Annotated in this window: 11 protein-coding genes; 6 read left to right on the top strand and 5 right to left on the bottom strand. The window is 61.0% G+C overall.

All coding sequences use genetic code 11. From position 1 onward, the window contains the following. Positions 1-22: 22 nt before the first annotated feature. From JAB8_RS07550 to JAB8_RS07560, 3 genes are all read right to left on the bottom strand, one after another. Positions 23-1,138: a DegT/DnrJ/EryC1/StrS family aminotransferase gene (locus JAB8_RS07550; RefSeq protein WP_070289085.1), complete on the bottom strand. Its 1,116-nt coding sequence runs from the start codon at positions 1,136-1,138 to the stop codon at positions 23-25. Next, a complete protein-coding gene (locus JAB8_RS07555; protein ID WP_070289086.1) occupies positions 1,135-4,347 on the bottom strand; it encodes a tetratricopeptide repeat protein in 3,213 nt (1,070 codons plus the stop codon). The genes JAB8_RS07550 and JAB8_RS07555 overlap by 4 nt, the downstream gene beginning before the upstream one ends. Positions 4,348-4,666: 319 nt before the next feature. Further along, a complete protein-coding gene (locus JAB8_RS07560) occupies positions 4,667-6,343 on the bottom strand; it encodes an electron transfer flavoprotein-ubiquinone oxidoreductase (protein ID WP_175445164.1) in 1,677 nt (558 codons plus the stop codon). 264 nt (positions 6,344-6,607) lie between these two features. On the opposite strand from JAB8_RS07560, the gene JAB8_RS07565 reads away from it, so the two are divergent. The 3 genes from JAB8_RS07565 to JAB8_RS07575 all read left to right on the top strand — a co-directional run bounded on the left by JAB8_RS07565 (position 6,608) and on the right by JAB8_RS07575 (position 8,890). Then, the gene (locus JAB8_RS07565; protein WP_070221564.1) at positions 6,608-7,384 is read left to right on the top strand and encodes an SDR family oxidoreductase; all 777 of its coding nucleotides are present in this window, start codon (positions 6,608-6,610) and stop codon (positions 7,382-7,384) included. Between the two features lie 103 nt (positions 7,385-7,487). Further along, positions 7,488-8,066: a methyltransferase domain-containing protein gene (locus tag JAB8_RS07570; protein WP_070221563.1), complete on the top strand. Its 579-nt coding sequence runs from the start codon at positions 7,488-7,490 to the stop codon at positions 8,064-8,066. A gap of 8 nt (positions 8,067-8,074) precedes the next feature. Next, positions 8,075-8,890, top strand: coding sequence for a phytanoyl-CoA dioxygenase family protein (locus JAB8_RS07575; protein WP_070289088.1), 816 nt, complete (start codon positions 8,075-8,077; stop codon positions 8,888-8,890). A 9-nt stretch (positions 8,891-8,899) separates the two neighbouring features. On the opposite strand, the gene JAB8_RS07580 is transcribed toward JAB8_RS07575, so the two are convergent. Beyond that, the gene (locus JAB8_RS07580; RefSeq protein WP_070221561.1) at positions 8,900-9,466 is read right to left on the bottom strand and encodes a LuxR C-terminal-related transcriptional regulator; all 567 of its coding nucleotides are present in this window, start codon (positions 9,464-9,466) and stop codon (positions 8,900-8,902) included. 147 nt (positions 9,467-9,613) lie between these two features. Between JAB8_RS07580 and JAB8_RS07585 the strand changes: the two genes are divergently transcribed. The 3 genes from JAB8_RS07585 to JAB8_RS07595 all read left to right on the top strand — a co-directional run bounded on the left by JAB8_RS07585 (position 9,614) and on the right by JAB8_RS07595 (position 12,348). Continuing rightward, the gene (locus JAB8_RS07585; RefSeq protein WP_070289089.1) at positions 9,614-10,312 is read left to right on the top strand and encodes a CoA transferase subunit A; all 699 of its coding nucleotides are present in this window, start codon (positions 9,614-9,616) and stop codon (positions 10,310-10,312) included. Between the two features lie 21 nt (positions 10,313-10,333). Then, positions 10,334-10,984, top strand: coding sequence for a CoA transferase subunit B (locus JAB8_RS07590; RefSeq protein ID WP_070221586.1), 651 nt, complete (start codon positions 10,334-10,336; stop codon positions 10,982-10,984). A gap of 206 nt (positions 10,985-11,190) precedes the next feature. Then, positions 11,191-12,348, top strand: a complete 1,158-nt coding sequence (locus JAB8_RS07595) for a DUF2235 domain-containing protein (protein WP_175445165.1) — start codon at positions 11,191-11,193, stop codon at positions 12,346-12,348. Between the two features lie 9 nt (positions 12,349-12,357). Here JAB8_RS07595 and JAB8_RS07600 read toward each other — a convergent pair whose 3' ends face one another. Then, complete coding sequence (locus JAB8_RS07600; protein ID WP_070221585.1) at positions 12,358-12,771, bottom strand: DoxX family protein; 414 nt, start codon at positions 12,769-12,771, stop codon at positions 12,358-12,360. Positions 12,772-13,080: the final 309 nt, after the last annotated feature.

The raw sequence follows: 13,080 nt of genomic DNA on the forward strand, positions 1-13,080 counted from the left end.
TCAATAGGGAAGGGCGGGGCGCTCAGGCGGCCCCGGCGATCAGGGCGGTGATCGCGTCCACGCTCGACAGCTCGAGGGCCGGGTAGATCGGCAGGCAGATCACCTGGGATGCGGCCTGGCGCGCGACCGGCAGATTGGCATGCGCGGCGGACGGCATGCCGCGGTACATGGGGAAATCGCTGATGAGCGGGTAGAAATAGCGCCGCGCGTAGATTTCGTGATCGCGCAGCCGCTGGAACAGCGCGTCGCGCGCCAGCGGATAGTCGGGCCCGACGAGGATGGGAAAGTAGGCGTGATTGGCCGCTTCGGCGTCGGCCGCTTCCAGGCAGGTGATGCCCGCGACGCCGGCCAGACGCTCGCGGTAGTGGGCGTCGATGCTGCGCCGCTGTTGCCGCGCCTGGTCGATGCCCTTCAGCTGCAGCAGGCCGAAGGCGGCATTGATTTCGCTCATCTTGCCATTGATGCCGGCGGCGACGACGGTGACTTCGTCGACAAAGCCGAAATTTTTCAGATGGTCGATGCGCTGCTTGGTCTTGGCGTCCGGGCAGACGATGGCGCCGCCTTCGAAGGTGTTGAAGATCTTCGTCGCATGAAAGCTGATCACGGACAGGTCGCCGTAATTGAGGACGCTGGTGCCCCCGTGGCGCACGCCGAATGCATGCGCGGCGTCATAGATGACCTTCAGATCGTAATTGTCGGCAATCTTCTGGATGGCGTCGACATCGCAGGGCTGGCCGTAGCAGTGCACGGGCATGATGGCCGTGGTCTGCGCCGTGATGGCTGCCTCGATGCGCGCCGGATCGAGGTTCAGCGTGCGCGCATCGATGTCGGCGAAGACGGGCTTGATGTCATTCCACAGCAGCGAATGGGCCGTGGCAACGAAGGAATACGGCGTCGTGATGACTTCGCCCTTCACGCGCAAGGCTTGCAAGGCCGTCATCAATGCCAGCGTTCCATTGGTAAACAGGCAGATATGCCGCACGCCCAGGTAGTCGCACAGCGCTTTTTCCAGCTGCTGGTGGAAGGGGCCGCCATTGGTGAGGATCTTGTTTTCCCAGATGCTTTCCAGGTAGGGCAGGAAATCCTGCAGGTCCGGCAGCAGCGGCTGGGTGACGTAGATGGGTTTGGCGTCGCTCATGCCGCTATCTCCCCGGGCAACTGACTGTCGAGCGGCGCGTCGAAGCTGACTGGCGGCAAGTCTTTGCACCAGCGCTGCCAGGCCAGGCGCAGGCTGTTGGCCAGGCCTTCCGCAATCAACTTCGGCTGGCCCAGCGCCGTTTGCGCCAGGCGGTGCCGGGTGCTGAAGCGGTAGGCGCCCAGCAGCATGGGGTTGGCCGCCATGTACAGGGCCTTGCTGACAAATTCCTCGTCATCGCGGGCGATGAATTCCTCCAGCTGCACGTGGCGCAGAATCGAGGTGCCGGCGCGGCTCGGTACGGTCGGTCCGGCAACGGTGAGGGTGGGCACGCCCATCCACAAGCCGTGGAAGGTGGTGGTGCCGCCACCGTATGGCGCCGTATCGAGGCACATGTCGACGCGGTGATGCATGGCCAGGAAGTTGGCCATGTTGGCGCGCGGTTCAAAAATTAGCCGGTCGGCGCTGATGCCTTCTTCGGCGAACCACGCCGTCAGCCCGGGGTGGGGACCGGGCGCCGGCATGGCGGCCAGCAGCATCCTGGCGTCCGGGATGGCGCGCAAGACCCTGGCCCAGCGCGCGATGGTTTGGCGGTTGAGCTTGTTAGGGCGGTTGAAGCTGCCGAAAGTCAGGTATTTGTTCTTCAGCACGGGCGCCGGCAGGATGCCGTCCGCATTTTCGGATGGCAGGAATGGGGCGATGGTCGGCAGGAAGATCAGTTTTTCCGTGAAATGGCTGGCGAATGTCTCCGGCGGCGAGAAATGACGGTCGCTCAGGTAGTAATCCATGGCCTGCAGGCCCGTGGTCAGCGGATAGCCGATCCAGCTCATCTGTATGGGCGCCGGCTTGCGGGCAAAGGCCAGCAGGCAATTCTTGGCCGTATGCCCGGACAGGTCGATCAGGATGTCGATGCCGTCGGCGCGGATGCGCTCGGCCAGCTTTTCCTGGCTCAGGTGGGTCACTGGCAGCCAGTTGGGCAGCAGTTGCGCGATACGCATGGTGACATTGTCGACGCGGCTATTGTTGTAGTACGCATACAGCGAAAACTGCGGCATCGCCACCAGTTCCTCGAGCAGGGGCGTAATGAAATGCGCCACGGCATGGTTGCAGAAGTCGCCCGAGACCAGGCCGATCTTCAACTGGCGCTGCGGGTCGCGCTCGTTTGCATGCGGCTGCCACGCGGCGCGCAGCGGCGTTTCGTAGCGCTCGCCGAAGCCGAAATGCTCGGCCACCATGGCGGCAGGGTCGTCGGCATGCATGTGCGACAGGCCGAACAGCATGTTGCTGTAGACCTCATCGTACTGCGGATACCTGGCCAGAGCCGTGCGGCATGCCTGGACGGCGTCGTCGGTGCGGCCCATCTCGCTGTAGGTCGCGCAGGTATTCAAGTGGGAACCGATGAAGTCGTCCTGGATTTCCAGCGAGCGCGCATAGCTGGCCAGCGCTTCGTCGTAGCGCTTCAGCGAGCGCAGGCAATTGCCCATCGTAAAGTGAACGCGGCTGGAGTCGGGCGCGATGTCGCGTGCGCGCTGCAGATACTCGAGCGCCTGTTCCGACTGGCCGCTATCCTCGAACGCCACGCTCAGGTTGCAATGGATCAGCGATGAGCGCGGGTCCAGTTCCAGCGCGTGCTGGTAGATGCGGATCGCCTGGGGATAATCGCCGGCGTCCTGCACGGCGATGGCCAGGTCATTGTGCAGGTTGGCGACATCGGGCGCCAGGGCGAGCGCTTGCCGGTAAGCGACTTGCGCTTCCTCAAAGCGGCGCATTTGCTTGAGGCAATGTCCGAGGCAGGTGTGCGCCTGCAGCTTGTCTGGCGCCAGCTGTACCGCACGCTGGTGCAGGGCCAGCGCTTCGTCGAGTTCGCCGACCGATTGCAGGCCCAGGCCCAGCTGGGTGTGCGCGTCGGCGCTGTCCGGCTGGAGCTCCAGGGCGCGGCGATAGCTGGCGATCGCCGCATCGAATTCGCCCAGGCTCACCAGCACGCCGCCCAGGTTGGAGTGGGCCTGGGAATAGTCGGGCTGCACTGCCAGCGCCTGACGATAGGCATCGGCGGCGTCGTCGAGCCGCTGCTGCGACTGCAGGCTGTTGCCCAGGCCATTCCACAGGTCCGCATGGCGCGGCGCCAGCGACAAGGCCGTGCGGTAGCTCGCTTCCGACTGCGCGTACTGCTCCAGATTCTGTAGCGCGGCGCCGAGGTTGCTGTGCGCCATCACCAGCCGGGGCTCGAGCGCCAGCGCGCGGCGATAGCTGTCGGCCGCTTCCTCATTGCGCTCCAGCGCCTGCAGGGCATTGCCCAGGTTGCAGAGCACTTCGGCGTCGCCGGGCATGCTTGCCAGGGCGGCATTGTAGGCGCCGACGGCACCGTCGAGGTCGCCACGCGCCTTGCGCGTATTGCCCAGGTTAAAGTGCGCCATGCCATAGTCGGGCCGCAGGGCAATGGCCTGCAGGTAGGCGTCTTCCGCTTCCGCCAGGGCGCCGAGCGCCAGCAGGGCGCCGCCCAGGTTGCTGTGCGCTTCGGCGAATGCCGGATTGAACTGCAACGCCTGCTGGTAGGACTGGACCGCTTGCGCATGTTCCCCGCGTGCCTGCCACGCATTGGCCAGATTGCAATGGGCTTCGGCGTCATACGGGGTGAGCTGGACAGTGGTTTGCAGCGCGTCGAGGGCATCCTTGCCCTGCGCCTGCAGGACGGTGCCGAGTACGCTCCAGGCAAAATCGGAGGTGGGGTAGCGCGCAATCAGCGCCCGGGTGGCCGTTTCCATTTCCACATACCGTGCCGCCTGGTACAGCTCCACCACGTGCTGGCATTCGTCGGCCGTGGGCGCGGCAGCAATCGCCGCGGCGATACGTGCGCGCAAGGTTTGCGCCTGGTCGTTATCGAGGCCGCGGCCGATGGCCGTATCGATGATGTCGAGCGCTTCGTCCCGTTCGCCCGCCTTGAGCAAGCCGTCGGCAAGCGATAGCCAGAACTGGCCTTCATCGGGATTGACCGACAGCGCCTTGCGCAGATACGGCAGTCCTGCCCGGAACTGGCCTACCTGGCCGGCCAGCAAACCCATATTGTGGTTGGCGATGGCATGGTAGGGCTGGGCTTGCAGGATGGCGACATACAGGTCTTCCGCCTCTTCCAGGTGGCCCGCCTGATGCGCTTTCAGCGCCAGCGCCAGTTGGGTGTCGAGTTGCGTTTCCAGGGTGGCGTCAGCGTTCATGAGAGGGAAGAAAAGTGTACCAGCGGCAATTGTAACTGCTGGGAGTGGCGAATAGAAAATTTCCCCACGGAATTTTGCCCTAGTGCATCATTGAACAAATTTTGGTGTTCCTGGCAGGCCACAGCGGCAAGAAAGATTGCAATAAAAGTAAAAGATTCCGGCATCGGCAAGTGGTGGGGGGATGCCGGAATCTTGCCTGGGCTGGGCTGTCTGACGCTGCAGTGACATCGCCAGATAAAAAAAAGCGCGGCCACCCGAGGGTGCCGCGCTGTTGTCCAGCTACGCGTGATGACGCGATGATGCGATGACGCGATGACAATTACATATTCGGATAGTTCGGGCCGCCGCCGCCTTCCGGTGTCACCCACACGATGTTCTGCGTCGGGTCCTTGATGTCGCAGGTTTTGCAGTGCACGCAGTTTTGCGCATTGATCTGCAGGCGTTCGGCGCCGTCGTCGTTCTTCACGAATTCGTACACGCCGGCGGGACAGTAACGCGCTTCCGGACCCGCATACGTGGCCAGGTTGACATCGACGGGCACGCTGGCGTTCTTCAACGTCAGGTGGATGGGCTGGTCTTCCGCGTGGTTCGTGTTCGAGATGAACACGGACGACATCTTGTCGAAGGTCAGCTTGCCATCGGGTTTCGGATACACGATCGGTTTCGACTGGGCCGCCGGTTTCAGGCATTCGTGGTCGCCATGCGAGTGGTGCAGGGTCCACGGCGCCTTGCCGCGGAAGATTAGCTGGTCGATGCCCGTCATCAGGCTGCCCAGGTACAAACCTTTCGACAGCCATGGCTTGACGTTGCGCGCCACGTGCAGCTCTTCATGCAGCCAGGATTTCTCGAACGCGACAGGGTAGCTCGTCAGTTCGTCGTGCTGGCGCTGTTCGCCCAGCGCGCCGAAGGCCGCGTCCGCCGCCAGCATGCCGCTCTTGATGGCCGCGTGGCTGCCCTTGATGCGGCTCATGTTCAAAAAGCCCGCATCGCAGCCGATCAGCGCGCCGCCGGCAAATACCAGCTTCGGCAGCGATTGCAGGCCGCCGGCCGCAATCGCCCGCGCGCCGTACGAGATGCGCTTGCCGCCTTCGAAGAACTTGCGGATTTCCGGATGCGTTTTATAGCGCTGGAATTCCTCGTACGGCGACAGGTAGGGGTTTTCGTAGTTCAGGCCCACCACGTAGCCGACCATCACCTGGTTGTTTTCCAGGTGGTACAGGAAGGAACCGCCATAGGTTTTCGTGTCCAGCGGCCAGCCGCTCGAGTGGATCACCAGGCCCGGCTTGTGCTGGGCCGGGTCGATTTCCCACAATTCCTTGATGCCGATGCCGTACGATTGCGGGTCCTTGCCGGCGTTCAAGTCATACTTGGCCATCAATTGCTTGCCCAGGTGGCCGCGCGCGCCTTCGGCGAACAGGGTGTATTTGGCGTGCAATTCCATGCCCAGCTGGAAGTCGGGACCCGGCTCGCCGTCGCGCTTGACGCCCATGTTGCCGGTCGCCACGCCTTTCACGGAGCCGTCGTCGTTGTAGAGGATTTCCGCGGCAGGGAAGCCGGGGAAGATTTCCACGCCCAGGTTTTCCGCCTGCTGGCCCATCCAGCGCACCACATTGCCCAAGGAGACGATGTAGTTGCCGTGGTTTTCAAAGCAGGCCGGCACGGCGAAGCCTGGCGTCTTGTACGCTTTCGTTTCGGTCAAGAACAGGATGCGGTCTTCCGTTACTTCGGTGTTCAGGGGCGCGCCCAGTTCTTTCCAGTTCGGAATCAATTCCGTCAGCGCTTTCGGGTCCATGATGGCGCCCGACAGGATATGCGCGCCCAGTTCGCCGCCTTTTTCCAGCACGCAGACGGACACTTCCTGGCTCTTATCAGCGGCCAGCTGCTTCAGGCGGATCGCCGCGGCCAAGCCTGCGGGGCCGCCGCCGACGATCACCACGTCATACTCCATGGTTTCGCGCGGTCCGTACTGTTCAACTAAGTTATTAGGCTGTGTCATGGTCTCGATTTATAGTCACTCAATTAGGTAGCAAGGATAGGGAATAAAGCATCATCGGGGAAATTTAAGCACGAGTGTGCTTGTTTTTGACGAGGATTGCAACTTTGGCGCCATTTTGCGTGACATTGCCCCTCGCCGCAATCTAAATCCGGCCATTTTGTGTAATGATGGCGTTTACTTTTGCTCGAGTGCGCGGCGGGGGAATTTGCCCGATTGCCATGGGCATGGCGTAAAGTGTTGTTTAAAATAAAACAGGAGTAGCTCGTGGGCATAGAAGTCAATTTCGAGGGCAAGATTGCCCTGATTACCGGCGCATCGAGCGGCCTCGGCGCGCGCTTTGCGAAAGTGCTGGCCCAGGCGGGCGCGCAGGTCGTGCTGGCGTCGCGCCGCACCGAACGCCTGAAGGAATTGCGCGCCGAGATCGAAGCGGACGGCGGTGCCGCGCACGTGGTGTCGCTCGACGTGACCGACTTTGCCAGCATCAAGTCGGCCATCGCCCATGCGGAAACGGAAGCGGGTCCCATCGATATCCTCGTCAACAATTCAGGTGTCTCCACCACGCAACGTCTGGTCGACGTCACGCCCGAAGATTACTCGTTCGTGATGGACACCAATCTGCGCGGTTCGTTCTTCGTGGCCCAGCAGACGGCCAAGCGCATGATCGCGCGCGCCAAGGGCGACCCGAAGAAACAGCACCGCATCATCAATATCGCCTCGATGGCCGGCTTGCAGGTGCTGCCGCAGATCGGCGTGTACTGCATGAGCAAGGCGGGCATGGTGCACATGACGCGTGCCATGGCTGTCGAATGGGGTAAATATGGCATCAACACCAACGCCATCTGCCCCGGCTACATTTCCACGGAAATCAACGAGGATTACTTTGCCACCGAGCAGGGCAAGAAGCTGATCGAAATGCTGCCGAACAAGCGCCCGGGCAAGCCGGAGGACCTCGACGGCCTGCTGCTGTTGCTGGCGGGTGAAGATTCGCACTTCATCAACGGTGCGATTATCTCCGCCGATGGCGGCATGGCCAGCATGTAAGCGGCAGAGGGAAGGTATTGTTGCCACAGGGAAAATTAGCGGCTATGATGTTTTTGCTTGCGGCATAGCGTCCGGGCATAACCACTATACGAGAATTTTTACGATGGCAACTCCTTCGAAGTTTGACAATGACACGTTTCAGCTGGCACGCGATCACTTGAACGCTTTTGTGGCAAGAACGGCCGCCAAGCTTGCCGGTGAGACGGGCAAGCTGCTGGAAGTGGGGCCGCAGGACCGCTCCACCGTGCGCGAAAACTTCAGCAATTTCAGCGTCGACACCTTTGATATCGTCGACACTTACAGCCCCACGCTGGTGGGCGACATCACCAAGGTCAATTCGGCGATCGCCGACAGCGCGTATGATTGCGTCGTCTGTTTGGAAGTGATCGAACATACGCTCAATCCCTTCGACACCGTCAAGGAAATCCGCCGCATCCTCAAGCATGAAGGCTATCTGCTCATTTCCGCCCCCTTGAACTGGCGCATCCATGGTCCGATTCCGGACTGCTGGCGCATTACCGAGCATGGCTGGAGCGCCTTGCTGCGCGATTTCGACATCATTGAAATTGATATTCTGGAAACGCCTGACCGCGAGCTGTTTCCTATCAAATATAACGTGCTGGCGAAGTGCAATAAGTTCAAAAACACGCAAGACAATGAACTGACGTTCCGCTTTATCTAGGAGTGGCGATGACACTGGCTGTAGTCAATGAGCAGACCCAAGACGTCTTGCAGCGCATCAGTGGGGAGCAGTTCCTGCCGGAGGTTTTCCGGGAGACAGGCGTTTTTGTCGTGCGTAATGCGATTGCACCGGATCTGCTGGCGCAATGGCAGCATGAGTGGGATATTTTTTATGATGCCAAGCTACGTGCCGGCCGCAATGTCAGCCAGGCCAATCCCGTTTCGCTGACCGAGGAATTGCCGCAGAAACTGCTGGAAATGTACCGCGCGCCGGTGTATGCCGCAACGCTGTCGCGCATATTCGGTCCCGACGTGGCGCTATACAATCACCGCTTCGTCATCAAGGATGCATTCAGTCCGAACAAGGTATTCCTGCACCAGGATAGCTGTTACCACCTGGGTAACTTGAACAAATGCAGCATTTTTACCGCATTGAGCCGTGTGGACGAGGATAACGGTGCGATGAGTTTTTATGTCGGCTCGCATAAACTCGGTTATCTCGGCGATGCCGGCGAAATCAACCCTGACAGTTTCAACATCCAGTTCGTCAAAGTCACGCCTATCCTCAATCCCGGCGATTTCGTGGTCATGCACAGTTCGACGTGGCATGAGTCGGGACCGAATGTGTCGGGTGTCCATCGCATTCTGGCCGATACGATTTTCCAGCCTGCGGACGACCCGACAGGCAAGGAATTGATCGCGGGCGAATGGAAGACCGATATTTTCTATTCGCCGCTCAATTGCATCCAGTATTTCGCCAACTCCAGGGTACTGAAAATCATCAAGTACGAAAAAGTAATGCGGGAGCAGGCCGGCACGCCGTAAACGTCCGCCTCAGCGCTGCAGCTGCAAGCCCACCAGCTTGTGCACCAGCTCCGACGACGTCGAGGCGGCAAATTTGCGCATCAGCTTGGCGCGGTGCATTTCCACCGTGCGGGGGCTGAGGTCGATCTGGCGGGCGATGACCTTGCTGGTCTTGCCTTCCACCAGCAGGGCGGCGATTTCGCGCTCGCGCGGGGTCAGTTCCGCCGTTACGGGGCGTTTCTCGCTGACATCTTCGAACGTCCAGATGCCCGCTCCCAGCGGTTGGTTCGGCAGCATGGCGTGGCCCGTCACGTGGCACCAGAACAATTCTCCATTGCTGCGGCGCATGATGCGCTCGTCCGAATAGCGGCCCCTGGCGTTCATGATGGGGATGATGCGGTCACCGGTGCGCAGGAATTCGTCGTGCGTGGGGTAAAGTACTTCGAAGGACTGGTCGTCGAGCTGGGCGCGCGCATAGCCGAACATGGCCGCCAGCGCTTCGTTGCAGCTGCGCATGATGCGGTTTTCCGACATGCACATGCCCACGGGCGCGTGCAGGAAGATGCTTTCATAATCGATGGCTGACGCGGCGTTCATCTGATACGTATCACTCTCACAGGGGGATTGCCGGCACGGCGCCGGTAGTTCTACGGTATTGTACTTTCCACTCGCGTATTTTATGCTGAGACGCTGCCTGAGTCATGGACTCAAGACCAAAGCTTAACAAAAGATAGAGGGACACCCATGAATAAAGTTTATCCTGACGCCGCCTCGGCGCTGGCCGGTATCGTCCAAGATGGCCAGACCATCGCCGTCGGCGGCTTCGGCCTGTGCGGCATTCCCGAAGCCCTGATCGGCGCCTTGCGCGATTCGGGCGTGACGGGCCTGACGGCCATTTCCAACAACGCGGGCGTGGACGGCTTCGGCCTGGGCCAGTTGCTGACCACGCGCCAGATCAAGAAAATGATCGCCTCCTATGTGGGTGAAAACAAGGAATTCGCGCGCCAGTACCTGGCCGGCGAACTGGAGCTGGAATTCACGCCGCAAGGCACCTTGGCCGAGAAACTGCGCGCCGGCGGCGCCGGCATCCCCGCCTTCTTCACCAAGACGGGCGTGGGCACCATCGTTGCCGACGGCAAGGAACTGCGCGAATTCGACGGCGAACAATACGTGATGGAACGCAGCCTCGTGGCCGACGTGGCTCTGGTCAAAGCCTACATGGCCGACCGCGCCGGCAACCTGATCTACCGCAAGACGGCGCGCAACTTCAACCCGAACGTGGCCATGGCGGGCAAGATCACCATCGTCGAAGTGGAAAAACTGGTCGAAGTGGGCGAGATCGACCCGGACCAGGTCCACACGCCGAGCATCTTCGTGCATCGCATCGTGGTCAACGCGAACCCGGAAAAACGCATCGAGCAGCGCACCGTGCGCGCCGACTAAATACAAGATTGGGAGATGATCATGGCTTGGACAAGAGATGAAATGGCCGCGCGCGCGGCAAAAGAATTGCAGGATGGCTTTTATGTGAACCTGGGCATCGGCTTGCCGACCCTGGTGGCCAACTATGTGCCGGACAATATCGAAGTGTTTTTGCAGTCGGAAAACGGCTTGCTGGGCATCGGCCCGTTTCCCACCGAAGATGAGGTTGATGCCGACCTGATCAACGCTGGCAAGCAGACGGTGACGGCCTTGCCCGGCGCCGCTTACTTCAGCTCGGCCGATTCGTTCGGCATGATTCGCGGCGGCAAGATCAACCTGGCCATCCTGGGCGCCATGCAAGTATCGGAAAAGGGCGACCTGGCGAACTGGATGATTCCAGGCAAAATGGTCAAGGGCATGGGCGGCGCGATGGACCTCGTCGCCGGCGTCAAGCGCGTCGTTGTGCTGATGGAGCACGTGGCCACGGCCAAGGATGGCACGACGTCGCACAAGTTGCTCAAGCAGTGCGACCTGCCGCTGACGGGCGTGGGCGTGGTCGACGTCATCATCAGCGACCTGGGCGTCATCGACGTGACGGAAAACGGTTTGAAACTGGTGGAACTGGCGCCGGGCGTGACCAAGGAGCAGGTGCAGGCGGCCACGGGCGCGGAACTGGACGTTTCCGCCGTATAAACGGATCGTTGCATGCATAAAAAAAGCGGACAGCGATGTCCGCTTTTTTTTCGCCGCGCACGCACTACGTCTGCGCCATGTCTAAGGCTGTCCCTGGAGTGTGCCTATGCTGGAACGGTGCAGGGCAGACGAAGTCACGACAAGGAGCAGTCATGAAGGCAAACTGGTACGCATCGCCACTACTAAGGCGCATGGCAGGGAGTGTGTTGGCAGCGGGCTTGGCGGCGTTGCTGTCCGCCTGTGCTGCCGCCGGCGGCGAGCACGTCAACCCAGTGGTGACGGAGAAAGTATTCACGGGCGATCCCGCCCTGGCAAAAAACATCTTTGTCTTTCTGGATGGGACGCGCAATGACAGCGCCTCCGGGACCAATGTGCGCCGGGTCTTTGATGCGGTGCTCCATGCCGACGAGGCGCAGACCAGCGCCATCTATATCGAAGGCGTGGGCAGCGTCGAAAGTCCCGTGCTGGGCGCCAGTCTCGGCCTTGGCATGGAGCCGCGTATCCTGCGCGGCTATGACTTCGTCGCGCAGGCGTTTCGCCCCGGTGACAAGCTCTACATTTTGGGCTTCAGCCGTGGCGCCCACCAGGCCCGCGCACTGGCTGGCCTGATCGCCTATGCGGGCGTGCCGGCCAGGTCGGAAGACGATATCGAACAACGGCTTCGGCGCGATAACGCCATCCTCGAAGTGGTCAAGCGCAAGAACGATGAAGCCTATGTGGATGCGTGGAAGGCGTGGCGGCCGGGACAGGAGCCGATCGCCGGTAAAGAACTGCGCGAACGTTTCAAGGTTGCCGTGGTGCCGGTGGAAATCCAATTTCTCGGCCTGTGGGATACCGTGCCCGGTTCCCTGTTCAAGGACTTCGGTGTGTGCAAGGAAATGAGCGACGGCAGGGACGGCGACCGCTACAAGTCCGATTCCTATCCGCCGATCCGCCGCATCCTGCACGCCGTGTCGCGCGATGAAAAGCGCAGCCGCTTCCATCCCATCTTGCTGTGTCCGCCCATTAATGCGGACTACACGAGCGTCAGCGAACTCTGGTTTCCCGGATCGCATGCCGATATCGGTGGTGGTTACGCCGATTCACGGTCGTTGTCCGACCTGTCGCTGGCGTGGATGATGACGGGCCTGGCGCAAGATTATGCGCTCCCGCCGTTGCAGCTGGCTGGCGATCCGCTGGGCCTGGCGCATTGGTCGATCGGCGACCGGCCGGCCAATTTGTTCAGCCATTGCGAGGACAGGGTATTGCCCGACGGCGCCATGCAGGCCCCGGCCCTGCAAGTGAGGACCGTTGCCGGCAGCGCGCCGTTGCGCATGCAGGGTGTGATCGAGCAACGGCCCTATCCGTTGGAGTGCTCGCGCTAGCCCGGTCGTTTATGCGGCGCCAGCCTTGCCGCGCAAGCCGTCCAGGCTGTAGGCGCCAGCGCCAGCAACTGCGAAGTACAGGAAGGTGAAGCAGTACATCACGGCCATTTCGCCGCCGTTCAGGATCGGTAAAAAGCCGGCAGGCGCATGCGCGATGAAATAGGCGGCTGCCATCTGGCCCGACAGGATGAAGGCGACGGGGCGCGTGAACAGGCCGACCAGCAGCAAGCTGCCGCCCACCAGCTCGATGACCCCGGCCGCGCCCATCAGGGAAAACAGTTGCAAGCCGTCGAACATGGCCACGTGCGGCGCACCGAACAGTTTTGCCGTGCCATGCTGCAGGAAAAGAAAGCCGAGGATGATGCGCAGCAAGCCCAGCAAGCGTGGGGACCAGGTGGCGTAGAGGGCGGGCGAGAGGGACATGGCGTACTCCATTCAAAGGTGGATGGTTCGGTGTCTGGCTTGCATTAACGCAATGTCATTATGCGGGAGCCTGGCGGCGAACAATAGACAGCACTGTAATGGTTTTTCATTCATTGATCATCCGATGAAATATTGATGCATGATTTACCATATGTTGATGATGCAATAAAAAACCCCTCGCGCATGCAAAAAGCCCCGCAGATCGCTCTGCGGGGCTTTTCAATGGAGAGTACAGCTTGCTTGGCGGGCTTACTTGACGATATTGACGGTCGGTGCAACGTAGGCGTCGTCGGTCGGGTGGGTGGGATG

It is taken from the genome of Janthinobacterium sp. HH106 (genome assembly GCF_001758725.1).
Taxonomy (GTDB): Bacteria; Pseudomonadota; Gammaproteobacteria; order Burkholderiales; family Burkholderiaceae_D; genus Janthinobacterium.

What these genes read in the sequence shown, in the direction of transcription:
- JAB8_RS07550 (WP_070289085.1), bottom strand. Translation starts at nt 1,138, where the DNA reads ATGAGCGACGCCAAACCCATCTACGTCACCCAGCCGCTGCTGCCGGAC.
- JAB8_RS07555 (WP_070289086.1), bottom strand. Translation starts at nt 4,347, where the DNA reads ATGAACGCTGACGCCACCCTGGAAACGCAACTCGACACCCAACTGGCG.
- JAB8_RS07560 (WP_175445164.1), bottom strand. Translation starts at nt 6,343, where the DNA reads ATGACACAGCCTAATAACTTAGTTGAACAGTACGGACCGCGCGAAACC.
- JAB8_RS07570 (WP_070221563.1), top strand. Translation starts at nt 7,488, where the DNA reads ATGGCAACTCCTTCGAAGTTTGACAATGACACGTTTCAGCTGGCACGC.
- JAB8_RS07575 (WP_070289088.1), top strand. Translation starts at nt 8,075, where the DNA reads ATGACACTGGCTGTAGTCAATGAGCAGACCCAAGACGTCTTGCAGCGC.
- JAB8_RS07580 (WP_070221561.1), bottom strand. Translation starts at nt 9,466, where the DNA reads ATGAACGCCGCGTCAGCCATCGATTATGAAAGCATCTTCCTGCACGCG.
- JAB8_RS07585 (WP_070289089.1), top strand. Translation starts at nt 9,614, where the DNA reads ATGAATAAAGTTTATCCTGACGCCGCCTCGGCGCTGGCCGGTATCGTC.
- JAB8_RS07590 (WP_070221586.1), top strand. Translation starts at nt 10,334, where the DNA reads ATGGCTTGGACAAGAGATGAAATGGCCGCGCGCGCGGCAAAAGAATTG.
- JAB8_RS07600 (WP_070221585.1), bottom strand. Translation starts at nt 12,771, where the DNA reads ATGTCCCTCTCGCCCGCCCTCTACGCCACCTGGTCCCCACGCTTGCTG.